Genomic DNA, 25,811 nt, shown 5'->3' with positions numbered 1-25,811 from the left:
CATAGCAGGGAAAAAACACTAGCAAAAGGCACGGATTTTATTACGCTCACGTTTATTCGGTGATTAAAAAGGCTTTCATCAAAGAGAAAGGAGACTATCGATAGTCTCCTCGTGATGGCACAACCTGGTATCCTGTTTTCGCAATCCGTCTTTCCATACAGGCATGACACTTTGCCGCTTCTTCACCAGTACAGATTTTGCCATCATAAAGCATATATTTACGACGGACACTGCGTGGTGATAAATTGGGCATCACGACATTGGCGCCCGCTAAGATGCCTTTTTCGCGACCAAGCGGATCAATAGTGCCTAAAGCCGTTGTGGCCGGTAATAAAACATGTGGCAGCATCAACCGTATGATCCCTAATAGATGCAAGGTATCTTCTAAAGTGCCATTAGGCTCGTTTCTAAAAGGCGTATCCTTATGGGCAATAAAAGGTCCGATGCCTACCATCTGTGGGTTAAAGTCTTTCATATAATAAAGATCTTCAATAATATGATCAAAAGTCTGATGCGGTGATCCCACCATGATCCCACAGCCAACCTGATAACCGATCTCTTTGAGATCTTCTAAACATTGTTTACGATGGGCAAGCGATAAAGAAGCGGGATGCAAATACGCATAATGATCCGGATTGCTGGTTTCCTGACGCAAAAGATAACGCTCTGCCCCAGCTTCAAAATATTTTTGATAGCTTTCTTTTTCTTTCTCGCCGATCGATAACGTAATGGCTAAATCAGGATGATGCGCTTTAATGGCTGAGACAATGGCGCAAATATCATCATCGCTGAAACTTAAGTCTTCCCCGCTTTGTAAGACGACAGTGCGAAAACCTAAATCATAACCTGTATTGGCACAGTCAATAATCTCCTGAGCGCTCAAGCGATAACGTTCTGCCCGATCATTGCTGGCGCGGATGCCGCAGTAACGGCAATCATTTTTGCAGTAATTGCTAAACTCGATGAGGCCGCGTAAATAAACATCTTTACCATACACAGCTTCACGCTTCACGCGGGCAAGCTGATAGAGATACTGTGCATCACTGTCATCCATGGCTGTTAAAAGCTGATACAGTTCATCATGGGCTAAGGTGCCTTGATCATTTAACTTTTTAATAAGTGTTTTATTCGTATTCATGTAGCGGTTTCAGGGCTCTTTCTAAAATGCCATGCATATAAGCGATGGCGGTGCCGTAATTAGTCATCGGCACGCCTTGCGCTTTGGCGGCGCGTAAACGGCTTTGCATTTCTTTCGCATTTAACATGCACCCGCCGCAATGAATGATCATTTTATAAGGCGTTAAATCCTTGGGAAAACTGTAACCTGATGAAGTAGTAATCTGCACTTTATGGCTGGTATACTCTAATAACCAATGCGGCAGTTTCACCGTGCCAATGTCTTTACACTGACGATGATGGGTGCAGCCTTCACTGATGAGCACCTGATCTCCTTCCTGTAATGTTTCGATGGCTTTGATGCCATGCACCTGATCTTTTAAGGTTCCTTTATAGCGAGCCATTAAAATGGAAAATGAAGTTAAAGGAATACGCTCTGGGACAATCTGTGAGACGATTTCAAAGGCCTGGGAATCCGTAATCACTAAAGCCGGATCCTGCTTTAAAGAAGAAAGCGTTAAGGCTAATTCTTTCTCTCGCGTGCAAATAGGCAGACAGCCATAATCCAGCAAATCGCGTAAAACAAGCTGCTGTGGCAAAATCAGACGCCCTTTAGGCGCTGATTCATCAATGGGAATCACTAACACAACAACATCGCCGCGTTTCACCAAATCATGCACAAGCGGCGCCTCTTTCGTCACTTTGACATGGGCAATGGTTTCCTTGAGCGCTTCAATATTGGTTTTCTTTAAAGCACTGACATACATTTCGTGCTCCCCTAAAGGGGATAACGTCGCTAAAGCGTCCATTTTATTATAAACAACCATATAAGGGATGCTTCTTTCCTTAAACATGTTGACAAGCATCTGATCATGCACATCTAAGCCTTTGGTGGCATCGACAACTAAAACCGCGTAGTCTGTCCGTCCTAACACTTCTTTGGTTTTCGCAATACGTTTTTCCCCTAGTTCTCCGACATCATCAAAGCCAGGTGTATCAATAATAACCACCGGGCCAATCGGTAATAATTCCATCGCCTTTTTGACCGGATCCGTGGTCGTCCCTAAGGTCTTTGAAACAACCGCTAACTCCTGATTGGTAAACGCATTGACTAAAGAGGATTTGCCGGCATTCCGGTTGCCAAAAAAACTAATATGGACACGTTCCCCTGAGGGCGTTTCATTTAAACTCATCACACATACCTCCCACTTTCATGGTGATGACATCTTCAATATCTTTGAGAAATAAGCGACCACTCATCGCCAGATGCGGCAAAGTGATAAGCTTAGTCGAAACGATCTTACGATAAAGCGGATCGGCTATCACATAAGGGCTATCTTGTAAATATGCCTGCATGTGTTTTTCATCATGACAAGCAAGATCTTCTTTTCTTAATAAGCCTTTATGATCTTCCAAATCACATAAAACCCGATAATCAAGAGCGTAATCACGTGTTAAAACAGTCCCAAGACTATGGGCTAAGATCGGTTCACCAATCAAAGTCACTTTTTTATCACCATGTATACTATTTATTATACTCTGATTTTCACCGGTGGCTATAGCCTTTTCTAAAAGCGTTGTGATCGTCTCCTGTAAAGCTTCTAAAGGCACCCCGATGACATAAGGCATACCATAGTTTTTATAAAGATATTTCGCTAAAGCTAAGCCTGATGAAGAGACGACTAAGTTTACCTGTGCCAATAAGCTTTTTTCTAACTCTTCTAAAGACGCCTCTTTAGCCCAGACACTCACAACCTTAAAGGCAGATAACACCTGTTTCATCGAAGAAACGCATGTCGCACTGGTATAATCTAAAGGTGTCACCCCTAAAATATTCAGACTATGAGGAATCTTTTCTCCCCGCTTAAAGGTGAAAGCTTTCGCTAAAGAGGTAAAAGCTAAAGAAATACCATGGGCATAATCATGCAGCGCATTGGTCGGCACATAAAAAGTTGGAATGCCTGTTTTCTCACTGACCTGATGACAGATCGCCTCCATATCGGTGCCGTTGATATACGGCACCGGTGAATTGACCAAAACAATAAAACGAGGCTGTAAATCATTTGCGGAAGCGATGATATCATCAATGAACTTCTGATCATTGCCCATAATGGCATCAGACTCTTTTAATCCGGAAATAAAAATCAGACTGGGATGATCATACCAGCGTATTTCATCATGCGTATTGTATGTGGAATTACAGCCAGAAGGATCATGGATGACAATCATGCCTCCAAGTTCATATAAAGCGCTGCAGACCCCGGAGACATCACCGGTATAAACCGGTAAACTTGTATAGACATTCATAGTACGCACTCACATCCTAACCCTTTACGCGGCACAATCACAGCCGGATCTTTTTCTTCTAAGTAAGCCTCTTTCATCAGTTCACATAAGCCTAAAATGCCTTTGTAACCCCATAAGCCGCCATTTTCAATCATGTTCACAAAATGTGGTGTCTTTCTAAAATAAGCTGCTTTAGGGCCGATCGCGAGAACATCAGGATCCTTATTTTGATAAACACGCATATGACTATGTATTGTTGGTAATAATGTCAAATGCGGATAATGCGCTTGTAAATAATCAAAATCCTTCTTTTCTTCGGTAAAGATTGTATCTAAATACACCTGCGTGACATGAAAACCATGATCTAATAATAATCTGGCGAGGGATAAAGGCCGGGTTATCCCGACATAATCAATGACAATTTCGATGTCTTGTAAAAGCCCCTTTAAGGCGGCTAAGGCCTCTTCACAGGCTTCTTTCTCTCCTTCAGGAGCTGATATCCCTAAGCGTTCACAAAGCAGCGTACGCTGCTGATCGATTTCTTCATAGTCAAAAGATGATGATAAATATAAATAATCCTGATTAAGACGCTTAGATAAGGCTTGAATGCCATAATCACCACCACTATAGGTGCAGATATTAAGCGTAGAAGCGCCTAGCTGCAAGTAATCAGAATAGCGCATCCCCTGTAACTGACGAAGCGGCCGATTCTTAATCAAATCACATAAATCAGAATAACGATCATGCACAACTTCACTACCTAAAAGATTGACTCCCCCATCACATTTTAAGGGCTGCACACCATCATACATGACAGCGCGTAAACGCTGATCAGGCGGTAAGCCTTCTTTTTGCGATAACGGATCCATATACGCTTCCATAAAGATAAGATCAGGGAAACGCGCTCTTAAGGTTTTATAAACATAGTTTAAGTCCGTCGATAAGACTTTATGAATGCAAACAGGAAAAACAATAACCGCTTTTAAGGGCTTATCATAACGGCGAATACTTTCACTGACTCCGTCAATGATCTGCTTTTCCATATCCCCGCGTAATATATCGCTTTCCTCTAACGTGATACAGGCAAAGCGATCTTCTGCGCCCATTTCATAAGCGGTCATAATGACGCCGCGCATGCAGTTCGTGGCGCAGATATACACCTGCATACTATCGGGCACCTGCATCCCGATATGGACGATATTCCAGGTAACATGTACCGGCGGATTATATTCTAAACCAATTGAGAAAGGCTCCGGATACGAAGCCTCGCCAATAGATAATGCTATTTTTTCCATAAGATCACCTAACAGATTCTTGGTAATAATTCATTGCCTGGCGGCGGCAATAAGGTTTCGCCGCCAATTTCTGTCGTTAATGTTACCTGACCGACATGATCATTGACAACTTTGCCAATAATAGCAGCGCCCTGAGTATGATCAGAGGCCTGTAAAGCTTTTAAAACAGCTTGACTGTCTTTTTCCGGTACCATATAGACAAGACGGCCTTCACAGGCTAAATAAAGCGGATCAAGTCCTAACATTCCGGTGACGCCACGCACTTCATCAGCGACCGGAATTTTTGTCGAATCAAGCTTAATGCCGACCTGAGATTCACGGGCAATTTCATAAAGTACCGTGCCGACGCCGCCACGCGTCGCATCACGAATGGTATGAATGTCATGGCTGACATCTAAAGTCGCTTTAACGGCATTCCATAATGGTGCACAGTCACTTGTCACTGGCGCTTCAATGCCATAATCATCACGCGTCAAGAGAATGCAGGTACCATGACGACCAATATCACCAGTTACAATAATGACATCACCAGCTTTCGCATTAGCGCCGGAGGTATGGACATCATCAGCGATTTCACCAACGCCGGTGGTGGTAATGAAAAGACCATCAACCTGTCCTTTGCCGGCAACTTTGGTATCTCCGGCAACGATGTGCACGCCGACTTCCGCGGCGGTTTTAGCCATCGCTTTTACAGCTTCTTCAAGCTTCGCAATCGGAAAGCCTTCTTCAATGACAAAGCCGCATGTTAAATAAAGCGGCCTTGCGCCCATGCAGGCCAAATCATTGACCGTCCCGCAGATTGATAACTTGCCAATATTCCCGCCCGGGAAAAAGGCTGGCGAGACGATAAAGCCATCCGTGCTCATGGCAATACGTCCTAGCGGTCTAGGCAATACGCTGGCATCATCAGCGGTAAAGTATTCATTATTCAAATATTTTTTAAAGACATGATCAATCAGATCAGCGGTAGCTGAGCCGCCTGATCCATGTCCTAAAGTAATTTTATCCATTTATTTTTGACCTCCATACAAATAGTAAGCCGCGCAAGTGCCTTCACTAGAAACCATGCAGGCACCCACTGGATGATCACGGGTGCAGACCTTCCCAAAAAGCGGACATTCATAAGGTTTGATTTGTCCTCTTAAGATCTCGCCGCAGCGACACGCCGGATTGGCATGTCCATGCATCGCTGGGACCTGATATTTCTTTCGCGCATCAAAAGCTGCATAATCGTCTTTTAAGGCTAAGCCGGAACCGGGAATCACACCGATTCCGCGCCACATCGCATCAACACTTTCGGTATATTTTGCGATAATCGCCTGCCCTTTCGGTGAACCTTCGTCAGTGACAACGCGCGGATAGGCATTGACAAAATACGGTGCAGCTTCCTGTGATTTTTTCACAATAAGAGCAATCGCCGTTAATAGTTCCTTCGCCGTAAAGCCAGCAATCACCCCGCTGACACCTTCTTCTTTCATCTTTTCACAGATGCCGGTACCAATAATAGTATGCACATGACCCGGATAAAGAAAGGCATCACAGCTGTCTTTCATCGCTTCATAGGCCCCCGGCATTGTTTTATTGGCTGTTAATAATGAGAAATTCGTTAAGCCTAAAGCCTGCGCTTTGGCAATTGTGAGTAAATCAGCGGGCGTTGTCGTTTCAAAGCCAATCGAGAGGAAGACAACCTCTTCATCAGGATGCTTCTGCGCATAATCCACGCTATCTAATGGCGAATAGACGACTTTAACTTGCGCGCCATCAGCGCGTGCTTGCGCTAAAGAAGCCTGCGTGCCCGGCACGCGCACCAAATCACCAAAAGTGGTGATCGTGCAATGATGTTCCTGCGCTAAATAAATAGCTTCATCGATAAAATCAACCGGCGTGACGCAGACCGGACAGCCCGGGCCAGAGATCACTTCAATGTTTTCTGGCAGCAGAGAACGAATGCCTAAACGGAAGATTTCATGTGTATGCGTGCCACAGACTTCCATAATGCGCAGTTTTGGTCCCTGATAGGCATCGATGATTTCACGCGCTTTATTCATCCAGCAAATCCTCCATTAAACGATCTGTTTCGTCCGTATCATCATCGGTGATTTTCGCAATTGCAGCGCCGGCATGAACCATCACGTAATCGCCCGGCATTAAATCATCTAATAAGGCCGCACTAACAGTGCGCTTGGCGCCGGTGGCGTCGACGATCGCAACATCTCCTTTCACATTCACAACTTTACAAGATAAACCTACACACATGAATCATTCCTTCTTTCTTTTAAGCAGGCCAGGCCATAATACGCCTGACCACATGCAATTCCGCCATCATTAGGCGGTAATAAGTGATGTATATAAACGCAGAAACCAGCCTCTTTTAAGCGTGTTTCCACTAACGCGAGTAATAAGGTATTTTGAAAACAGCCACCGCTTAATGCGACTTTCTGCAAGTGATTGTTTTGCGCTATGCGGATCACTTCAGAAACGATCATCTGGGCGAGACCATCATGGAATAAATACGCTAAATCATGGACATCTTCACCATTGAAACGACGCTTCGTGATTTCCGCTACCAGGCGCTTTGTCGGTAAAAGATCCTGCTTTGCTTTGACATCTATTGATAAGGTTTGCCGCTTTCCTTGAAGGGCCGCAAACTGCAGCGCGGTCGCCGCCTCCCCTTCATAGGTAGAGCGTAAACATAAGCCAAGAATCGCACTGATCGCATCAAAGAGACGACCGGCACTTGTCGATGTCACGGCATTAAGTTTGCGCGCATGCATGGCGCGTAAAACTTTATAATGCGATAAATCGCATAAACCTAATTTCATGACAAGGTCCTGTGGATCATCATAGAGATCTAGCAGCATGCTCACCGCGCCGCGGTAACCTTCTAATGAAGAGGCATCGCCGCCAAGCTGTAAAAACGGTTGAATATGACTGACGCGCTTATAATGCAGTGGGTCGCAGATAAAGATCTCGCCGCCCCAGATCGTGCCATCATCGCCATAACCAGTCCCATCAAAAGCCACGCCGATGACTTTGTCATGGACATCATTTTCAGCCATACAAGATAGAATATGGGCATAATGATGCTGGACATAGACAACCTCTTTCCCTAAGCTTTCGCCCACGCGTTTCGCATTATACTGAGGATGGGGATCACAGACGATTAAATCTGGATCAACTTCTAGTAAAGAGGTCATTAATTTCATTGTTGACTGAAGCGATTTCACCGAGCGGATATCGGAAAGATCGCCAATATATGATGAAGGATATAAAAGCTGATTTTTACCGATACAGAACGTATTTTTTAACTCTCCGCCAATAGCGAGCACCGCGCCTTCATAGGACGTGCTGACATAATAAGGCAATGGCGCATAGCCGCGGCTGCGTCTGATCATATAAGGCGCATCATGATAGAAATCCATCACGGAATCGTCGCAGCGAATGCGGATAACGCGATTATGTGAGAGAATGACATCACATAAAGAAGCGCACTCGGCCAAGGCTTCTTCATCATTATGCACAATCGGAGCGCCCGAGTCATTAGCACTCGTCATAATCAAAACATCCGGCGTTTTGAGCCCATCATCATAACGAAATAATAAGTGCTGGAGCGGCGCATATGGCAACATCACCCCCACTTTAGGATTACCTGGTGCCACGCTTTCTGCTAAGCTCGATCCTTTCTTTTCTAATAGACAGATCGGTTTCTGCACGCCGGTTAAAACCGCTTCCTGCGCTTTTGAAACATGGGCAAATGATTTCACCGTTGTTAAGTTTTTGGCCATCACCGCAAAAGGCTTGCGGGGACGATGCTTAAGCGCACGTAAACGACTGACCGCTTTTTCATTTTTGGCATCAACAGCTAAGTGGAACCCGCCAATCCCTTTGATCGCTACGATCTTGCCTTCTTTTAACGCTTGACGCGTATAAATAATTGCTTCCCGTTCGCGGATCTCTTCATGCCCTAAAATATAAACCTCGGGGCCGCATTCATGACAGCTAACTGGCTGCGCATCATAGAACCGCGACTGGGGATCATGATATTCCTTCTCACACTCTGGGCACATTGGGAAAGCTTTCATACTGGTGCGTTCCCGATCATACGGCAAACCTTCTAAAATGGTCAGACGCGGGCCGCAGTTAGTGCAGTTAATAAAGGGATGCAGATAACGGCGATTATGGGGATCATAAAGTTCCCTGACGCAGTCATCACAGATCGCTAAATCAGGAGAAATATAGATCTCTCCTTTGGTTTTCTGAGAGGTGACGATCTGAAAATCTGAATAATGATGCAAAGACGCATTGAAAACTTCATGGCGGATGATCATCGCCTGCTTCGGCGGCTGATGAATGACGCAATCAATCATCTTGTCAACCTGATGCTCTTCTCCTTCAATGGCGATTTCGACATAAGGCCCTTTATTACAGACATAGCCCGTCACCTGACAAGCCTGCGCATGACGGGCAACAGTCGGGCGAAAGCCGACTCCCTGAACAATGCCATAAACCCGTAATAAGACGCTTCTCATAATAAACGACTCCCCGACAGGGCAAAATGTGGTAAAGCGATATAATCACCCGAAAAGTCTAACATCTCCTTATACGCTTCATCAGCGATGATCGTATCAAAGTGATGGGTATTGACATAGTTAATCAGATCATCTTCTTCCTGAAAGGAAATCATATGATCATCTAAGTAATCCTTTTTCATCATAAAGTAACTGCCAATCGTTAATGAAGGGCACTTTTTTCGTAAGTCTAAGCCAATCGCCTGGGTGGTGATGGCTAAAACCTTTTCTCCGGTAATATCCGGATACAGATCATCGGGATAACCGATCACATAAGGGATGCCGTAATATTTTTCTACGTAGCGGGCCGCTTTGAGGCCAGCCATTGACGCCACATAGTTTTTCGTTAAAGAGCCGCAAGAAGCCACTTCTTCAACGGTATCATAATAATTATAAGCAGGATTTTTAGGCCATGGATAATCTAACGGTGTAAAGCCGAGAACACCGATCGTTTTCTGTGTAACTTTGGTATCCGCAAAGCGTTTCACCAAGGCCGTTAATGCTTTTTCGATGCCGACATCATAAAGGCCAACGCCGGTTGTAGGAATTGGTAAAACCGGCACGTTCACCTCTTTCTCTAATAAACGTGCGAGCCCTTTATAATCAGTGCCAATAACCGCAGGAACAGGGGTCCCTACTAAGGCAATAAAAGATGTCTCCATTTCCTGCATAATCTTTTTGATTTTCGCAATCAAGAGATCATCACGGCCTAAAATAGCATCCATATCACGTAAACCAGCGGAGAAGATGGCGGAACGCTTTTCTTCCCAGCGCGGCTCATCAAAGCCGCAGACATTACCGGTGCAGCCGCCGGCATCAATGATAATAATGAGGCCGCCCGCTTCATAGAGCACCGAAACAGCGCCGGAATCATCAGGCGCAAAGGGGGTTAAATATTTACGTAAACCTTTCATGATAGCACCTCCTTCATTTTTGAAAATAACAATTGAATAGCCTGATAGCCATAAGGCTGACGATCCTCATTGAAGTCTAAATGATGGGCCTTAGGATGATAGTAAGCCGCATCTTTGCCAATCGTCAGATCAATGGAACTTTCCATATTGTAGTAAAGCATCGTTGGTTCATTATTGCAGTATACCTTTGTTGCGGGGGAAAGGGATGAAAGCGCGCTCAGATAACGCAGCTGGTAATCCTGCAGCGTCGCATAGATTTCTTTCACCTGAAAGCCATAAGAAACAAGCGCTAAAGCTAATTCTAACGGATCATAATTACCTGTTTCGCCAATCGCGATGGAAATGTTTTGATAAGACTTCATCATTTCAATAACGGCTTTGGTTTTTTCATAATCTGCCTGATCATCAATCGTGACTCCTAATGCCTTCGCTAACGCGTGATACTGCCGGTGCACGTACTCGACCTGATAGAAACGGGTTAATTCAATTGAACCAATATTGAGCGCTTTACGCATATTTTCCGCTGCGGCGCGCGCTTCCGGATGTAAGATCAGATTGAAATTGGCCTGGCTCATTTTGGTAAAGTCGGCATAAGTTGTCATGCGGGATAATTCATAAATATGATGCATGCCTATATCTTTTAAATAACGATAAAGTTCACAATCATCATCCAAAGGGGCAAAGAAGCCTAAAAGATTGACCGTGCGGGGATCTTTCTTTTGTTTTTCTAATAGGGAATAGAGCGATTCACGGACGTGGACCATTGGCGGCCGGCGCCCTTCGCGCGTTAAGGCATACATATAACAAGGACGAACCTTAACTTTTGCGACCTCTTCACACTGCTTGCATACGCGTTCCATATCCGTCCCTAGTAAAGCATCTACGCAGGTAATACAGATCATCACCACTTTTGGCTTCACAGCGAGAAAATCCACAATTTCTTTGACTGCTTCGGGAATTTTAGAAAGATGACGACCAGTGACAATATCAGTCTCATCTAATAAATAATAGAAATAACGATGTTTGTATTGCTCATTCACACTAATCGCTGATGTATTGCGACCACAGCAGCCTGGTGAAACGATGAGCATAACACTTTCCGGCATCGTTAAACCGGCTCTTTTGACGCCAAAGCCCTGGGCACCGGGGGAATTATACGCTAACGTCGCCGGCGATGAATAAATCAGATGCGCGCCGGTATCAAAGATTTCCGGGATCTTTTCCTTGGCGGCGAGCTCTTTCACCGTATAATATTTAGCTTCCTTCATTAAGTAACTCCTTCGCTAAGGCAATAAAACGCTGACTGATTTCACTATTGATATCCCCTTCGATCGCGGTCATGCCCTGATCTTCATATTGGATAATCGTATCACTGCGCGGAATATCGCCGATGATGCGTAAGTGACGCGCTTTTGCAAACTGAGCCACTTTTTCTTCTTCATTGATGACGTTGCGATGATTAAGAATGAGACCTTTGACTTTCGCATAGCCGCGATCTTCAAAATTCTTCACGGCCGTATAAATATTATTCGCCGCATAGAGCGCCATCTTTTCCCCGGAAGTGACAATCAGGACATCTTCGGCGTAGCCTTCACGAATCGGCGCTGCGAAGCCGCCGCAGACAACATCCCCTAAGACATCATATAAGACAACATCTGGCTGATAAGTTTCAAATAATTCTAAATCTTCTAATAAATTGAAAGTGGCAATAATGCCGCGGCCAGCACAGCCTAAGCCAGGCGTAGGGCCGCCCGTTTCAATACATAAGACACCGCCATAGCCGATTTGGCTGATGTCTTCTAAATGATCAGGTTCATCCCCTTCTTTTAAATAATCCATAACCGGCTTGAGGGGCTGACCATGTAATAAATTAATTGTCGAATCGGCTTTCGGATCACAGCCAATCTGAATGACCTTTTTCCCAAGCGACGCAAATGCGGCCGCTAAATGACTCGTCATTGTCGATTTGCCTATTCCGCCTTTTCCATATATAGCTAACTTTAACATAACTTCCTCCATGTATTGTCTATTATAACACTAAAAACAACAGATGTGAAAGCACATACACTCTTACCAAAATGCCTCGTGAAAGCAAAATCTGATGCGTTTCTCATTTTTGCGGTTGAGGTCACCTTTTTTCCTATCCATATAACTGGAAAACGGCCCTTTAAAAGAGCCGTCATCATTATTTTTCACCTGGCATTTTCCAGCCATGCTGATCAGTATGTAAAAGTTTTTCCGCTAACTCAGATAATGGATGATCTAAGTAATCACGATATAAGTTAATGATCGAGGGGTTCTCATGAGAAAAACGAATAACGTTTTTAGCATCCTGACGATAGAGGACATCCGCTCTTGCCGGGGCGTTAAACTCGCCATCATGAATCGGCTGACCACCGCCGCCAACACAGCCGCCCGGACAAGCCATGACTTCGACAAAGTCATAATGAACGCGGCCTTCTTTTAAGGCATCGAGTAAACGTTTGGTATTGCCTAAACCATTCGATACCGCCACATGTAAGGTGTTGCCAGCAATGGTAAAGGTGCTTTCTTTCCACCCTTCCATCCCGCGGACATCTTTAAAAGCATCGGGATCAGGATTTGTGCCTGTCGCAAAGTAATACGCGGTGCGCAGCGCCGCTTCCATGACGCCGCCCGTGGCGCCAAAGATATTTCCGGCCCCGCTGCCTAAGCCAAGCGGCATATCAAGGGCCCGTTCGCCAATCGAATCTGGCATAATATAAGAGGCCCGAATCATACGGTCGATTTCTCTGGTCGTTAAAACGACATCGACATCAGGATCACCGCAGGCATCATTTAAAATTGGAATATCGCATTCATGTTTTTTCGCTAAACATGGCATGATCGAAACGACATAAATATTGTGTGGATCCACCTCTAAAGCTTTCGCATAATAGCTCTTTGCAATGGCGCCAAACATGCCTTGCGGCGACTTAGAAGTTGATAACTGATCGACAAATTCCGGATAATGGGCTTTACAGAAACGCACCCACCCCGGGCAGCAGCTCGTAAACATTGGGAACTTATTGTCCTGTGGATGTTGCAGCTTTTCTAAGAACTCACTGGCTTCTTCCATAATGGTTAAATCGGCGGAGAAGTCCGTATCCATAATAAAGTTAAAGCCCATCAGATGAAGTGCTTCAGCTAAACGTTCGATCGTTGCTTTTTCTGGTGATAAGCCAAAGGGTTCACCCCAAGCGGTACGAATCGATGGTGCAATCTGTGCCACAACGATTTTCTGAGGATCATTGAGCGCGTCTAAAACGCGATCCGTATCATCACGTTCATGTAAGGCATTAACCGGACAATGGGTAATGCACTGACCACATAAAGCGCACTTCGAATCTTCTAGGGAATAGACATCTTTCACATCGACAGTGGTCCGCGAACCGGTATTGACAACATCCCAGATATGAGAAGCCTGAATTTTATCACAAACCTGAATGCAGCGCATGCATTTGATACATTTTGAATAATCACGAATTAACGGGAAGTTGGGATTGCCTTTTTGTTTTGGTAAATCCTTCTTGAAAGGCGTTGTCTGAATGTTGAGGTCATTGGCAATCTTCTGTAATGAGCAGTTGCCTGAGCGGGTGCACATCGTACAGTTGCCATTATGCTGGGATAAAATCAGCTGCACATTGGTGCGCCGGGCTTCACGGACTTTTTTGGAGTTGGTCCAAATAACCATATCTTCGTCAACCGTATTATTGCAGGCAGTAAAGAGACGATCATAGCCATCCACTTCGACTACGCAGACACGGCAGGCACCGATTTCATTGAGCCCTTTGTAGTAACAAAGTGTAGGAATCTTAATACCCGCCATCTTCGCCGCATCTAAAATTGTCGAACGTTCGGGCACATAATAATGGTGCCCATCAATAAATACACGTACTTGTTTTACCATTTTGCAATACGACCTCCTTTAAAGATGCCATAACCAAAGTGATCACAATGGAGACAGCGCGATGATTCCTGCTTTGCCTCTTCCCGCGTCATACCGCATTCCATCAGCTTGAAGTCCTGCACACGTTCTTTTGGTGAGCGTTCTTTCATATTGACACGTCCACATGCTTTATGATCATCGAAACGAATACGCGGGATAACAACATCCGCTTCAATTTCATGCTGGTAACCGAGATATTCATCGATATTGGCAGCCGCTACTTTCCCGGCCGCAATCGCGCGAATAACGGTTGCTGGTCCGGTAACACAGTCCCCGCCGGCAAAGACGCCGGCCATATCTTTGACATCGCTGGTATCAAAAGTTTCCAGACGGCCACGCTGAATTGGGATGCCAAAGTCCCCAAAGGACTGCGAATCAATCCCCTGCCCGATCGCTACTAAGACGCGCTGACAAGGAATAACGACTTCTTCTATGTCCGCTTTACAAGGAGCTGGACGCCCCCATTTGATTTCGCCGACAATCTGCGGCTGGGCGACTAAACCAGTCACCTGATTGTTTTCATCATGGGCAATACGCACAGGCGCATGTAATTCCACTACTTCACAGCCATCGGCAATGGCGCCTTCAACTTCTTCTGGTAAGGCCGTCATATCGACTTTACGACGACGATAGACGATCTTCACCGATTGAGCGCCTAAACGAATAGCGGAACGCGCAACGTCCATGGCGACGTTCCCGCCGCCGACGACGCAAATATCCATACCCGTAAAATCAGGATAATCATCATCCCCGATCCTTCTTAACATTTCTACCGCTGAAATGACGCCATCGGCATCTTCGCCATCAATGCCAATCTTTCGATCATTATGGGCGCCAATTGCGACATATAAAGCATCATAATCATCCTTAAGTTCTTTGATGGAAAGATCATGACCAACCGATACATTGGTTTTTGTTTGAAAACCGGTTGTTTTAAGGATATCAATTTCACGATCTAATTCTTCCCGCGGCAGACGGTAAGCAGGAATCCCATATCTTAACATCCCGCCTAATCGCGCCCGCTGCTCAAAGACAGTGACATCATGACCCATGATAGAGAGATAGAAAGCTGCCGATAAACCGGATGGACCGCCGCCGACAATGGCCACTTTTTTACCCGTTGCTTCATATTTTTTGAAAACTGGCGGCTGTTCTTCATGATCGACGGCAAAGCGTTTAAGGCCACGGATATTGATCGGATCATCAACCATCGTACGACGGCAGCGCACTTCACAAGGATGTTCACAAATCAGACCGCAAACCGCTGGGAATGGATTATCTTTACGGATTAGGTTCACGGCATCACCGTAGCGTTCGTCATGGACGAGAGAAATATAGCCAGGAATATCGACATGCGCCGGGCACTGGGCCACGCATGGCACTGGCTGATTTTGGGTATTAAGACAGCGCCCATGTTCAATATGTTCAATATAATCCTCTTTAAAGCCACGAACACCTTTTAGAACCATCCGCGCCGCTTCACTGCCGATCGCGCAGTCGGCGGAATCACAAATGGATTGGGCTGTTGTTTCGATAAGTTTTAAAGAGTCCATCGTCCCTTTACCATCTAAAACATCAGCGATGAGCCCTTCTAGCTGGCCGAGGCCGATGCGGCATGGAGTACATTTTCCACAGGACTGAGCATGACAAAGATTGAGAAATGATGAAGCTAAGTCAACAGGACACAAACCCGGCTGAGAAGCCTGAATACGACGTTCTAAATCTTTGTAGAGCTCTTCGACCGTTTCTTCGCCACGGTCTTTCGTTACAATACTTAATCTACTCATAAAACCTTCCTTTCACAAAATAAATAACTTATAGGATTATGATAACACTTTCACATTATTATTGTCATCCTTTTCTAAAAAGAATGAGCATATTATTTGACAAATACAATTAAGACGTTTCATAGTTCATTTTTTACGATAAAAAAAACAATTATATGACAAAAAAGGTTTCTGCCTATCCAGAAACCTTCTTCTTTACATCACTCTTATAGCATTCTTAGTTCTTTTCTTTTGTATCATTTTTAAGGATATCATCAATAATCAGTTGAGCAGCCTCATCACCAGTGATTCCACGATCTACAAGATTCGCCATAAAGGCGATTTCTTCCTTGGTTAACGGATTGCCGGTGAGGGCTTGATTGATCACAGCTTCCCTGATTATATCCTTTTCTCGATCGTTCATTTTGATCCCATCCTTTATTTTTTATGATGAGGATGCCCTTTCGGTTTTCTTGGCGGAATCAGACAATGACTGTGATCATAGCCAATTAAATCTTCCCGATGGGCTTTAATGAGCGCTTCTTTGACCAAATCGTAATTTTCTGGTTTACGGTACTGTAAAAGCGCCCGCTGCATTGCTTTTTCATGAGGATCCGTGACCGAATAAACCGGCTTCATGTTACGTGGATCGACGCCGCAATAATACATTACGGTTGAAACTGTTGATGGCGTTGGATAGAAATCCTGCACCTGTTCAGGCATATAGCCCATATCACGAATACTTTCCGCTAAAGCAATGGCATCTTTCAAAGTCGAACCAGGATGAGATGAAATCAGATAAGGAACTAAATACTGATTGAGATGCAGCTCCTTATTGATCTTTTCAAACTTCTTACAGAACTGTTTATAAACATCATTACGTGGTTTCCCCATCAGGTCTAAGACATGATCAGAGACATGTTCGGGTGCAACACGCAGCTGCCCGGACACATGATACTGCGATAATTCTCTTAAAAACGTATCATCGGGATCCGCTAAAGCATAATCATAACGAATGCCGGAACGGATAAAGACTTTCTTCACTCCATCTAAAGCGCGTAATTTTCTCAGTAAAGCCACATAATCCGAATGATCGACAACCATGTTTTTACAAACCTTTGGCCATAAACATTCCTTATTCATGCAGACGCCTTTGGTCTTCTGCTTTTCGCAGGCAGGACGCCGGAAGTTGGCAGTAGGACCGCCGACATCATGAATATAACCTTTGAAATCAGGATCCTGAATCATCTTCTTTGCTTCACGAATCAATGATTCGTGAGAACGAGCCTGAATCGTTCGTCCTTCATGGAAGGTAATGGCGCAGAAAGAGCAAGCGCCAAAGCAGCCGCGGTTGCTCGCTAAGGAAAATTTGATTTCCTTAATCGCTGGCACACCGCCTAAAGCTTCATAGGAAGGATGATAGGTATTTTCATAAGGCAATTCATACACATCATCTAACTCCTGCGTCGTTAAAGGACGCTGCGGCGGATTTTGGACAACATAGCGTTTCTCACCGTACTTTTCGATCAAGCGATGCGCGGTAATATGATCGGTATGTTTGATCTGAATGCCAAAAGACTTCGCATAGACGAGCTTATCTTTCTTCATCTCATCATATTCTGGCAACATGATTCCTTCAAAGACATCACTTGGATCTTTACATTTATAAACCGTTCCATCAATATAGGTAATATCTTCGACGGGAATTCCGGCCTCTAACGCATCTGCCACTTCGACAATGGCTAATTCCCCCATCCCATAAATGAGTAAATCAGCTCCGGAGTCTAGTAAAATTGAACGTTTCAGTTTGTTTTGCCAGTAATCATAATGCGCTAAGCGCCGCAGCGACGCTTCAATACCGCCTAGGACAACGGGTTTATGTTTATACTTGCGTTTGATCATATTGGTATAAACAATAGTTGGATAATTAGGACGTTTGCCAAAGACGCCGCCAGGGGTATACGCATCCTGATGACGTTTCTTTTTATTGACAGTATAGTGGTTGACCATCGAATCCATATTACCAGCGCACACTAAAAAGGCTAAACGGGGTTCTCCTAAAATGGTAATACTGTTTTCATCGTGGACATCAGGCTGAGAAATGATCCCTACCTTATAGCCGCGAGATTCTAAGACACGGGAAATAATAGCGGGGCCAAAGGATGAATGATCGACATAGGCATCACCGATGACGAAGACGAAGTCGCACTGCTCCCATCCTCTTTCCGCCATATCTTCTTTTGAGATTGGTAAAAACATAGGCTTCCCTCACTTTCTCTTTTATTATACCGGAAGCTAAACCAAATAAAAAGCACTAGAGCAAAACTCACTCTAGCGCTGCCAGCAGGCCATATAATGATTTTCACCATCTGCGAAATTGAAAGTTTTCATATCTCCTAATTCAAATAAATCAGAAACAACAACCCCGCGATCGCGCATCGTGTTATACACTTTATGAATATCTTTCACTTTGAGTAATAATGATGGCATCTCGTTAGCCTGTTTAGGATCGGTGGCTAAATGACGAGAAGCTAAGACGATACGAATCGGCGTATTTTCAAAGCCAAGCACGTAGCGTGGCCCTTCTCTTTCTGCTAATAAAGTAAAACCTAATTTATCAGTATAATAAGCTTTCATAGCTTTTGGATCATGAACGTAAACAATATGTTCTGTCATGGAACATCCCTCCTCTTTTGCGCTATTATAGCACAATAATTTGTCAGAGAAATAAGAAAATGCTTAAGAAAATATCAAATTCTTATGAACCATTTACGATCATGAAAACGAAAGCTACTATTCTCTTACGTCATAAGCCCGAGATCATCCTACAATATTTCTTATGAATGCAGATGAAAAATGTATTTTACAAAAGCAGGATCATCATGGCTCACAATTTCACTATGTCCTAAATCCATAGCAGTAATCTGAGCCATTTCTTCATCTGTCAGTTCAAAATCCCAAATATCAATATTCTCCAGCATTCTTTCTACATGGACTGACTTAGGAATAATGGATACACCCCGCTGCGCATTCCACTTTAAAGCAACCTGAGCGGCACTCTTATGATATTTCTTACCAATTTCGGTTAACACAGGATCAGTGAAGATACCATGTTTTCCTTCCGCTAAAGGTGCCCATGCCTGAGGTACAATACCATAAGCCTTCATATTTTCCAAAGCTGCTTCCTGCGCAAAGTAAGGATGAAGCTCAATCTGGTTAACCGCTGGAATAACATCAACAGTTTTGCAAAGGTTAGCGAGAATGGCTGGATAAAAGTTAGCGACACCAATCGCTTTGGTTAAACCTTCTTTGTATGCTTTCGTAATGCCGCGATAAGCCGCAAAGTAATCACTCATGGGCTGATGTAAGAGAATCAGATCAACGTAATCCATATTTAATTTTTTAAGAGATGTTTTAACAGCTTCGTAAGCAGCTTCTTCACTCTTCATATCAGTAACCCATACTTTCGTCGTGATAAAGAGTTCTTCACGCGTCGTGAAGCCATCTGCGATGGCCCGATCAACGCCCTTGCCAACAGCTTCTTCATTTCCATATGCAGCAGCCGTATCTAATAAACGATAGCCAGTCTTAATCGCGTTATACACTACCTCTTCGCATTCTTTTAGATCAGGAATCTGAAAAACCCCAAATCCTTCTAATGGCATATTAGCCCCTGTGTTTAATGTAACATATTCCATTTTTTAATCCTCCTATTTCAAATGTCTTTCAATTAACCATTCATCTAATTTTTCTATTTCCTGATTAAAGAGTCCCGCTTCCACTTTGGCATTTTTAACTGAAGACCGAGCATCTTTTAAGGCATTTTCCATATATGTATAGTCATCGGTATAAGAATTAGCAAAAAGATAAATCTTTTTCCCTTTCCAATCCGGATACGATTCTAAAAATTTCCATACCGGCAGCGGTGAGGTATACCACCAGATAGGAAACGCCACAATGATATTGTCATATTTTTGAATATCTGGCAGCGGTGTCTTAATCTCCGGTCTGACCTTTTGATCAATTTCTTCTTTAGCTTCTTTATAGGCACATGTCTCATAGTCTTGGCTATAAGGCACTTGACGTTCAATTCTAAACAAATCTGCGTCCGTCTCAGCAGCGATCTTTTTTGCGATTTTTACTGTATGACCACTCCAAGAGAAGTATGCAATAAGTGTCTGCATCTTTTTATCTTCCTTTCTTTTATAAATTTCATTTATCTTTACAGCTACATCTTATCCCGATATTACTGTATTGTAAAATTGAACTTTCGTATTATAATATACGTATCACGTATATTTACAGGAAGGTTATTATGATTGATACATATCTTTTAGAACATCTTGTGGCTTTCAAAAAGCATCGCACTCTCTCTGAGGCAGCCCAAGCCCTGCATCTCACTCAGCCCACGCTCACGAGATCGATGCATAAACTTGAAGAAGAATTTGGTGTGAAACTGTTTGCGCGGGAGAAAAAGCGACTATATCTTAATGAGACGGGAAAAGTGGCAGCGGAATATGCTGAAAATATCTTGCGGATGCAGGAAGCCATGGAAGAGCAGGTACGGCTGACCGATCGTCGCCATAAAACGATCACCGTTGGCTCCTGCGCTCCGGGACCACTGCTGGAATTAACCCCAAAACTGACAGCAGCCTTCACGCAAATGGCCATATCTACAGAAATGGCTGATGAGCAGTCCCTGCTCACAGGTCTCAATAACAAAACCTATCAAATGATCATCCTTACACATCCCCTTGAGGATGAACTTTATTATTCTAAACATTGCGGCTCTGAGCAGCTGTGTGCCTGCCTCGTATCAGAGCATAAGTATGCTTATGAAAATAGTGTCACTTTTGCACAGATGAATGGCGAAAGCTTTTTGATGGTTTCTGAAGTTGGGGTCTGGGATGCGATTGTCAGAAAACATATGCCACAATCTAAATTCCTTTTACTCTCCGGCTCTGAATCCCTGATCGAAGTAGCTGATACATCCTCTCTTCCAACCTTCTCCACCGATTTATCAATACGTATTCTAGGAATGCGTCGCCATCGATTTTCGATTCCTTTTGCGGATGAAGACGCCCATATGGATTTCTACTGTATTTGCCTAGAATCTGAGTATCAGCACCTGGCCAAATGGTTTAAGCAATTATCGTAAAAAAGCTGTTTGCCCATGCGGGTAAACAGCTTAATTTATAAAATAATCATGTTTGCCAAAGGTTATGGTGACAATCGTATAAGATCCTTCCTTAGAATCAATTGATACCTGATGACCTAAGGCATCACAAAGCTTTTTCACAATAAATAAGCCCATGCCGGTCGCCTTCGATTCGATATGACCATTATAACCGGTATAAGAGTTTTTAAAGACCTGAGGCAGATCACTGGCTTTAATACCAAGGCCATGATCTTCAATCATTAAGGAGAGATGATCCTGATCTTCTTTGGTATAAATCTTTAAGACAGGATGCTCTTTACGATATTTAATGGCATTAGAGACAATCTGATCTAAAATGAATTCTAACCATTTGGCATCGCTATAAACATTAACATCTAAAGGGTCAATCTGAAAGTCAAAACCATAAGCTAATAAATCATCTTTATTACGGACAAGAACATGATTGACCACATCACTAAGATTCACCTCTTTGATGAGATAGTCTTTGGTTTTTGACTGAGAACGAATGTAATAAAGCACCTGACTGGTATAATTCTCAATCCGATTTAACTGGGTTAAAGCTTTCTGATTATGTTCATGATGTAATAAGAGAGATAACGAGGCAATGGGGGTTTTGACCTGATGAATCCACATTTCAATAAAGTCTTTATAATCAGTCAGTTCACGTTCATATTCTGCTAAGTGTTCATTCATCGATTTATTAGCCTGATAGAGGGTGTCATAAAGCACCTGTCCTTCATAAAAGCGGGGACGCTCTAACATTTCATTGAGTAAATACTTTTGATCTAAATGGGTAAGTTTGTTATGTAAGTCCTGATAAAAGAAATGTTTCCGTAAAAAGTCATAGAGAAAAAGACTCAAACAGCCTATCCCTTCCACCACTAACATCCCATAAATAAACTGCCTTGAAGTTTGAAAAGCATCAGCCATAAAGTAACTTAAAGCCATCATTAGGATCACAATGATAAGCGAAACGAGATGATCTAAGAGATAACGTTTCATGCCAAGATATACCCCTGCCCTTTACGGGTTTCAATAGCATTTTCATGGCCTAAGTTCTTGAGCTTCTTACGTAAACGGGAGATATTGACCGTTAAGGCATTATCACTGATATATTCCTTATGATCCCATAAAGTGGTCATCAGTTCATCACGTGAGACAATGCCCTGGCGATGATTTAATAAATATGAAAATATCAGCATTTCATTTTTCGTTAACACTTCTTCATGGTCTCCTGTCTTTAAGACCCCTTTTTTCATATCAACATGAATATCTTCATACGTGATCTCTTCATTTTTCACATTCTGAGTTCTTTTTAAAACTGCCTGTACTCGTAATAACAGTAATGTTGGATTATAAGGTTTGGTGATATAATCATCAGCCCCATAACTCATCGATAGCACTTCATCAATCTCAGTATTACGACTTGTGACCATAATGACTGGTAAAGAGGAATGTTCCCGAATGGTTTTTAACACGACTTCCCCATTCACCCCCGGCAGCTGAATATCTAATAACAGCAAGTCTGGTTTTACGTCTAATACCTGCTTCGTGACATTCTGAAAATCCGTTGGCGCAATCACACTATACCCTGCACTTTCTAATAAAGAAGAAAGTTCTTCACGAATCATTTCTTCATCTTCAATAATCATGATTGTCATCATATCATTCTCCTATTTCTAAGGCCTGAATCTTTTGATGGTGCGCTTTCGCCTCCTCAAAGAAAGCGATCATCTTTTCAAGAACATCCTGATGAGAACTTTTCCCGCGATAAAAACAGAAGTCTTTTAAATAGGTTTCACTATTGATAAAAACAGGATTGATCGCATCAAAAGGACCATCTAAATCATTATAATCTTCAGTTAAACCAATCCAGGTCTGATTTTCAACTTCATCTCGACCAAAGATTTCCTCAATAATATTTTCATCAATCGCTAATCTCTGATCAGCTGTCATAAAAATCAGCTGTGAAGAATGATCTTTTCTTAAATGTTTCATTGCTTTATCTCCTTTTATACATCACGACTAAATCCCATGTTTCATCAATCAAAGGCATGTATGTCTCTTCTTCATGCTCAAAGACAAAACCGCACTTTTCCGCAACACGCTGTGATTGTTTATTGTCTTTTTTAAAGCAATAGCGTAAAGCTTTTATCTCCTGCTTAAAAGCCCTTTCTACTAAAGCATTCACCGCTTCCGGCATGTAGCCATGCCCCCAGTATGCAGGTGCACACCAGCAGCCGATTTCTAATGCATCAGCATCCTTTGTCTCTTTATAGCTGATACAGCCAATAAGTGTTCCTTCTTTTAATGTGATTGCATAAGTGCCAGGCACCTGTAAAACCTGTTTGATCGTAAGGCGTGACTCATCAAGCGATGTATGCACTTTCCAGCCGCAGCGTGGCCCAATCGCAGGATCTGAGGCATACTGATACAACAGCGTGGCATCTTTTTCTTCCCATGGTCTTAATAGGAAACGTTTGGTTTCTATGATTTGAGGATAGTTCATAAAATTCTCCTTTTTGCATTATTATACAATATCTTCATATTTCCTCAAGCTATACCTTCAATACATAGCCCTGCCCATAAATTGTAATAATGAGATCCTCCCCAATCTTATCTCTTAAATGACGGATACATGTCATGATCGTGTAGCTATCACTTTTATAATAATGTTTATGCCAAACCTCTTCACATAACTCACATAAAGAGATGATTTCTCCCTGATGCTTTGCAAAATAAAGCAGTACCTGGTGTTCTTTATAGGTAAGCGCAATCCTTTTTTCCTCTTTAATCACCACCTGCTCAAAGTAAGAAATCTTTAATGACCCAGCAATTAAGTATTCCTGATACAATCGATAGTCACGAGTACGTCTGATAAAGGCTTTGATCTGACAAGCAAGGATGGATGGATGGATGAAGATACCACTTCATCCGCACCCGCTTCATAATAATCATGAATGATTTTGCCATCACATTGAGATGTTAAAACAAGTAAGGGCACAAAAGAGAGAGCTCTGATCATCTGAATGACTTTCACATCCTGATTCACACAAAGGCAAAGCAAAGGATGATCCTGTAAACATGATGCGATGTTTTCCTTAGAAACCGGCCTCATCATCAAATGATCATGCGCTAAAATATGTTTAATGTCCTGATCGATCACGCCCATATAAATAATGTAATCCCCCATAAGATCCCTTCTTTCTCTACTTATTATATGACTATTTTTGGTCCTTTTGAAATATCTTAAGCATTATTAAGAATTTTAGTACACAAATTTATATTTTATTTACTACAATAACCTTAGGAGGCGATTATATGAAAAAATTATTAGCTTTAGTTCTTAGTTTTTTAATGGTGGGAGGCATTTTTTTAAAGAATAATCATGCCCAGGGTATCAAACATATTAATGAAGATACCTATACACCCCCAGCGTTAAAAGAAAAGCGTAAAAAGACCAAACTGCTTTATCATAATGAAGCGATTATCCTAGCGAAGACAAAAAACTATCAGAAACGTGATACCTATCAAGTCAACTTCTATGTGCGCCAGTTTAAGACTAGATACAAGATTGATTTACGTAAGGTCAAACATTTAAATGTGGCACTGTATGGTGATCAAAAGCTGATGAAGAAAGGCAGTTTTAATATGCAAAGCAAATATCGTCGCATTACTGTTTCTGATCAAGCTTTAAAGAAGTATGATGCCGTTGGTTATGGCTTTGACTTATTTTCCATGCCTTATAAAAATGTCGATCACGTGAAAAACTATCGCTTTGTCTTCACCTTTGATGGCAAGAAAAAGACTTTAAAATTTGCTTGTCGTTATTAACATTCAAAGTCCTCACTTGTGGGGACTTATCTTTTTCTTCATCGTCTTGTTAGAGAGATGATGAGAAGCTTTTCCAGACCATAACTCACCATCTTTTTTGTCCTTACCTTCAAATCGAATCGAGTTTAACACTTTGACATAATAATGATATCGCATTTAAAAATAAGGATTGAGAAATGAATGATAGAATTCACTTCTAACTGGAATTTCGGAAATCACCCTCTCTTCAATAATTGATCATCTAAAGATATAATGATATAATTTCTTTAGATTAAGGGAGGTGCTCTTATGCCAAACATTAAGTCAAGTACAGATTTACGTAATAATTACAATGAAATTTCTTCCTTTTGCCACGAAACCAGTGAACCTGTATTTATTACTAAGAACGGTCGTGGGGATCTTGCTGTTATGAGCATTGAACTGTATAACGAATTTATGAGTAGATATGAACTCTATCAGCTTTTACAGCAAAGTGAAGCCGATTTTACAAATGGTCGTACCTTAAGTTTTGAAGATTCTATGAAAAGCTTAAGAGAGGACTTAAAAAATGGACAATTATAAAATTATTGTCTCTGAAGCCTATCAAAAGGATTTAAAAGGTATCTTGCGTTATATCACTCACAATTTGGATGCGCCGTGTATTGCAGACGAATTACTTAATGACACAGAAAATACGATCTTAGGCTTATTTAGTATGCCTCAACGTTATGAACGCGTTGATGATCCTTATCTTAAATGTAAAGATTTTAGAAAATGTCTTGTGAAAAACTATATCATCTTCTATAAAGTTCATAAAGAAAACAAAACAATTGTCATTCATCGAATTCTTCACGCTCGACAAAAGTGGCTGGATATTTTATAAATTTCAGATCATCGTAAGCAAAAC

General features: G+C 42.6%; 28 protein-coding genes. 4 read left to right on the top strand and 24 right to left on the bottom strand.

Annotated elements, in window-relative coordinates; translation table 11 throughout:
• Positions 1–94: 94 nt before the first annotated feature.
• From hydE to SG0102_RS06740, 18 genes are all read right to left on the bottom strand, one after another.
• Positions 95–1,138: a [FeFe] hydrogenase H-cluster radical SAM maturase HydE gene (hydE, locus tag SG0102_RS06825; RefSeq protein ID WP_125119253.1), complete on the bottom strand. Its 1,044-nt coding sequence runs from the start codon at positions 1,136–1,138 to the stop codon at positions 95–97.
• Positions 1,125–2,309: a [FeFe] hydrogenase H-cluster maturation GTPase HydF gene (hydF, locus tag SG0102_RS06820; protein WP_125119252.1), complete on the bottom strand. Its 1,185-nt coding sequence runs from the start codon at positions 2,307–2,309 to the stop codon at positions 1,125–1,127. Before hydF ends, hydE begins: the two co-directional genes overlap by 14 nt.
• Entirely contained in the window at positions 2,296–3,423 is a 1,128-nt protein-coding gene (locus SG0102_RS06815) for a nitrogenase component 1 (RefSeq protein WP_125119251.1), read from the bottom strand. Before SG0102_RS06815 ends, hydF begins: the two co-directional genes overlap by 14 nt.
• Complete coding sequence (locus tag SG0102_RS06810) at positions 3,420–4,697, bottom strand: nitrogenase component 1 (RefSeq protein ID WP_125119250.1); 1,278 nt, start codon at positions 4,695–4,697, stop codon at positions 3,420–3,422. Before SG0102_RS06810 ends, SG0102_RS06815 begins: the two co-directional genes overlap by 4 nt.
• An 8-nt stretch (positions 4,698–4,705) precedes the next feature.
• The gene (gene hypE / locus SG0102_RS06805) at positions 4,706–5,707 is read right to left on the bottom strand and encodes a hydrogenase expression/formation protein HypE (protein WP_125119249.1); all 1,002 of its coding nucleotides are present in this window, start codon (positions 5,705–5,707) and stop codon (positions 4,706–4,708) included.
• Positions 5,708–6,745 (bottom strand): hydrogenase formation protein HypD, encoded by a 1,038-nt coding sequence (gene hypD, locus SG0102_RS06800; protein WP_125119248.1) that lies wholly within the window; start codon positions 6,743–6,745, stop codon positions 5,708–5,710.
• Complete coding sequence (locus SG0102_RS06795) at positions 6,738–6,953, bottom strand: HypC/HybG/HupF family hydrogenase formation chaperone (RefSeq protein WP_125119247.1); 216 nt, start codon at positions 6,951–6,953, stop codon at positions 6,738–6,740. The genes hypD and SG0102_RS06795 overlap by 8 nt, the downstream gene beginning before the upstream one ends.
• Positions 6,944–9,226: a carbamoyltransferase HypF gene (gene hypF, locus SG0102_RS06790; RefSeq protein WP_125119246.1), complete on the bottom strand. Its 2,283-nt coding sequence runs from the start codon at positions 9,224–9,226 to the stop codon at positions 6,944–6,946. The genes SG0102_RS06795 and hypF overlap by 10 nt, the downstream gene beginning before the upstream one ends.
• The gene (locus SG0102_RS06785) at positions 9,223–10,179 is read right to left on the bottom strand and encodes a nitrogenase component 1 (protein WP_125119245.1); all 957 of its coding nucleotides are present in this window, start codon (positions 10,177–10,179) and stop codon (positions 9,223–9,225) included. The genes hypF and SG0102_RS06785 overlap by 4 nt, the downstream gene beginning before the upstream one ends.
• Positions 10,176–11,447 (bottom strand): nitrogenase component 1, encoded by a 1,272-nt coding sequence (locus SG0102_RS06780; RefSeq protein ID WP_125119244.1) that lies wholly within the window; start codon positions 11,445–11,447, stop codon positions 10,176–10,178. The genes SG0102_RS06785 and SG0102_RS06780 overlap by 4 nt, the downstream gene beginning before the upstream one ends.
• Positions 11,434–12,186 (bottom strand): nitrogenase iron protein NifH, encoded by a 753-nt coding sequence (locus SG0102_RS06775; RefSeq protein WP_125119243.1) that lies wholly within the window; start codon positions 12,184–12,186, stop codon positions 11,434–11,436. Before SG0102_RS06775 ends, SG0102_RS06780 begins: the two co-directional genes overlap by 14 nt.
• Positions 12,187–12,364: 178 nt before the next feature.
• Positions 12,365–14,107 (bottom strand): [FeFe] hydrogenase, group A, encoded by a 1,743-nt coding sequence (locus SG0102_RS06770; protein ID WP_125119242.1) that lies wholly within the window; start codon positions 14,105–14,107, stop codon positions 12,365–12,367.
• The gene (locus SG0102_RS06765) at positions 14,101–15,933 is read right to left on the bottom strand and encodes an NAD(P)-binding protein (protein WP_125119241.1); all 1,833 of its coding nucleotides are present in this window, start codon (positions 15,931–15,933) and stop codon (positions 14,101–14,103) included. Before SG0102_RS06765 ends, SG0102_RS06770 begins: the two co-directional genes overlap by 7 nt.
• A gap of 217 nt (positions 15,934–16,150) precedes the next feature.
• Positions 16,151–16,336: a hypothetical protein gene (locus tag SG0102_RS06760; RefSeq protein WP_125119240.1), complete on the bottom strand. Its 186-nt coding sequence runs from the start codon at positions 16,334–16,336 to the stop codon at positions 16,151–16,153.
• Between the two features lie 14 nt (positions 16,337–16,350).
• Positions 16,351–18,171, bottom strand: a complete 1,821-nt coding sequence (locus SG0102_RS06755; protein ID WP_125119239.1) for a YgiQ family radical SAM protein — start codon at positions 18,169–18,171, stop codon at positions 16,351–16,353.
• A gap of 72 nt (positions 18,172–18,243) precedes the next feature.
• A complete protein-coding gene (locus SG0102_RS06750) occupies positions 18,244–18,588 on the bottom strand; it encodes a VOC family protein (protein WP_125119238.1) in 345 nt (114 codons plus the stop codon).
• Between the two features lie 161 nt (positions 18,589–18,749).
• Positions 18,750–19,610 carry an aldo/keto reductase gene (locus SG0102_RS06745; RefSeq protein WP_125119237.1) on the bottom strand — a complete coding sequence of 287 codons (861 nt, stop codon included), beginning with the start codon at positions 19,608–19,610 and terminating at the stop codon, positions 18,750–18,752.
• 12 nt (positions 19,611–19,622) lie between these two features.
• Positions 19,623–20,096 carry a flavodoxin gene (locus tag SG0102_RS06740; RefSeq protein ID WP_125119236.1) on the bottom strand — a complete coding sequence of 158 codons (474 nt, stop codon included), beginning with the start codon at positions 20,094–20,096 and terminating at the stop codon, positions 19,623–19,625.
• Positions 20,097–20,227: 131 nt separating this feature from the next.
• On the opposite strand from SG0102_RS06740, the gene SG0102_RS06735 reads away from it, so the two are divergent.
• Positions 20,228–21,070, top strand: a complete 843-nt coding sequence (locus tag SG0102_RS06735; RefSeq protein ID WP_125119235.1) for a LysR family transcriptional regulator — start codon at positions 20,228–20,230, stop codon at positions 21,068–21,070.
• A gap of 30 nt (positions 21,071–21,100) precedes the next feature.
• Here the strand turns inward: SG0102_RS06735 and SG0102_RS06730 are convergent, their stop codons facing one another.
• The 6 genes from SG0102_RS06730 to SG0102_RS06705 are packed head-to-tail and all read right to left on the bottom strand — an operon-like array spanning position 21,101 to position 24,284.
• Positions 21,101–22,093, bottom strand: a complete 993-nt coding sequence (locus SG0102_RS06730; RefSeq protein ID WP_125119234.1) for a sensor histidine kinase — start codon at positions 22,091–22,093, stop codon at positions 21,101–21,103.
• Positions 22,090–22,755, bottom strand: coding sequence for a response regulator transcription factor (locus tag SG0102_RS06725; RefSeq protein WP_125119233.1), 666 nt, complete (start codon positions 22,753–22,755; stop codon positions 22,090–22,092). Before SG0102_RS06725 ends, SG0102_RS06730 begins: the two co-directional genes overlap by 4 nt.
• Position 22,756: 1 nt before the next feature.
• On the bottom strand, positions 22,757–23,089 hold the full coding sequence (locus SG0102_RS06720; protein ID WP_125119232.1) for a hypothetical protein: 333 nt from the start codon (positions 23,087–23,089) through the stop codon (positions 22,757–22,759).
• Between the two features lie 4 nt (positions 23,090–23,093).
• Positions 23,094–23,600, bottom strand: coding sequence for a GNAT family N-acetyltransferase (locus SG0102_RS06715; RefSeq protein ID WP_125119231.1), 507 nt, complete (start codon positions 23,598–23,600; stop codon positions 23,094–23,096).
• Positions 23,601–23,649: 49 nt separating this feature from the next.
• On the bottom strand, positions 23,650–23,946 hold the full coding sequence (locus SG0102_RS06710; protein WP_157982992.1) for a winged helix-turn-helix domain-containing protein: 297 nt from the start codon (positions 23,944–23,946) through the stop codon (positions 23,650–23,652).
• Positions 23,928–24,284 carry a hypothetical protein gene (locus SG0102_RS06705; RefSeq protein ID WP_125119229.1) on the bottom strand — a complete coding sequence of 119 codons (357 nt, stop codon included), beginning with the start codon at positions 24,282–24,284 and terminating at the stop codon, positions 23,928–23,930. Before SG0102_RS06705 ends, SG0102_RS06710 begins: the two co-directional genes overlap by 19 nt.
• A 128-nt stretch (positions 24,285–24,412) precedes the next feature.
• Here SG0102_RS06705 and SG0102_RS06700 point away from each other — a divergent pair, with 128 nt between their 5' ends.
• The 3 genes from SG0102_RS06700 to SG0102_RS06690 all read left to right on the top strand — a co-directional run bounded on the left by SG0102_RS06700 (position 24,413) and on the right by SG0102_RS06690 (position 25,787).
• Complete coding sequence (locus SG0102_RS06700) at positions 24,413–24,925, top strand: hypothetical protein (RefSeq protein WP_125119228.1); 513 nt, start codon at positions 24,413–24,415, stop codon at positions 24,923–24,925.
• A 288-nt stretch (positions 24,926–25,213) separates the two neighbouring features.
• Positions 25,214–25,486: a type II toxin-antitoxin system Phd/YefM family antitoxin gene (locus SG0102_RS06695; RefSeq protein ID WP_125119227.1), complete on the top strand. Its 273-nt coding sequence runs from the start codon at positions 25,214–25,216 to the stop codon at positions 25,484–25,486.
• The gene (locus tag SG0102_RS06690) at positions 25,473–25,787 is read left to right on the top strand and encodes a type II toxin-antitoxin system RelE/ParE family toxin (RefSeq protein ID WP_125119226.1); all 315 of its coding nucleotides are present in this window, start codon (positions 25,473–25,475) and stop codon (positions 25,785–25,787) included. Before SG0102_RS06695 ends, SG0102_RS06690 begins: the two co-directional genes overlap by 14 nt.
• Positions 25,788–25,811 lie beyond the last annotated feature (24 nt).

The sequence above is a fragment of the Intestinibaculum porci genome (genome assembly GCF_003925875.1).
Lineage (GTDB): Bacteria > Bacillota_I > Bacilli_A > Erysipelotrichales > Coprobacillaceae > Intestinibaculum > Intestinibaculum porci.
The sequence above is the reverse complement of the archived record's forward strand: the minus strand, read 5'-3'. Positions and strand labels throughout refer to the sequence as shown.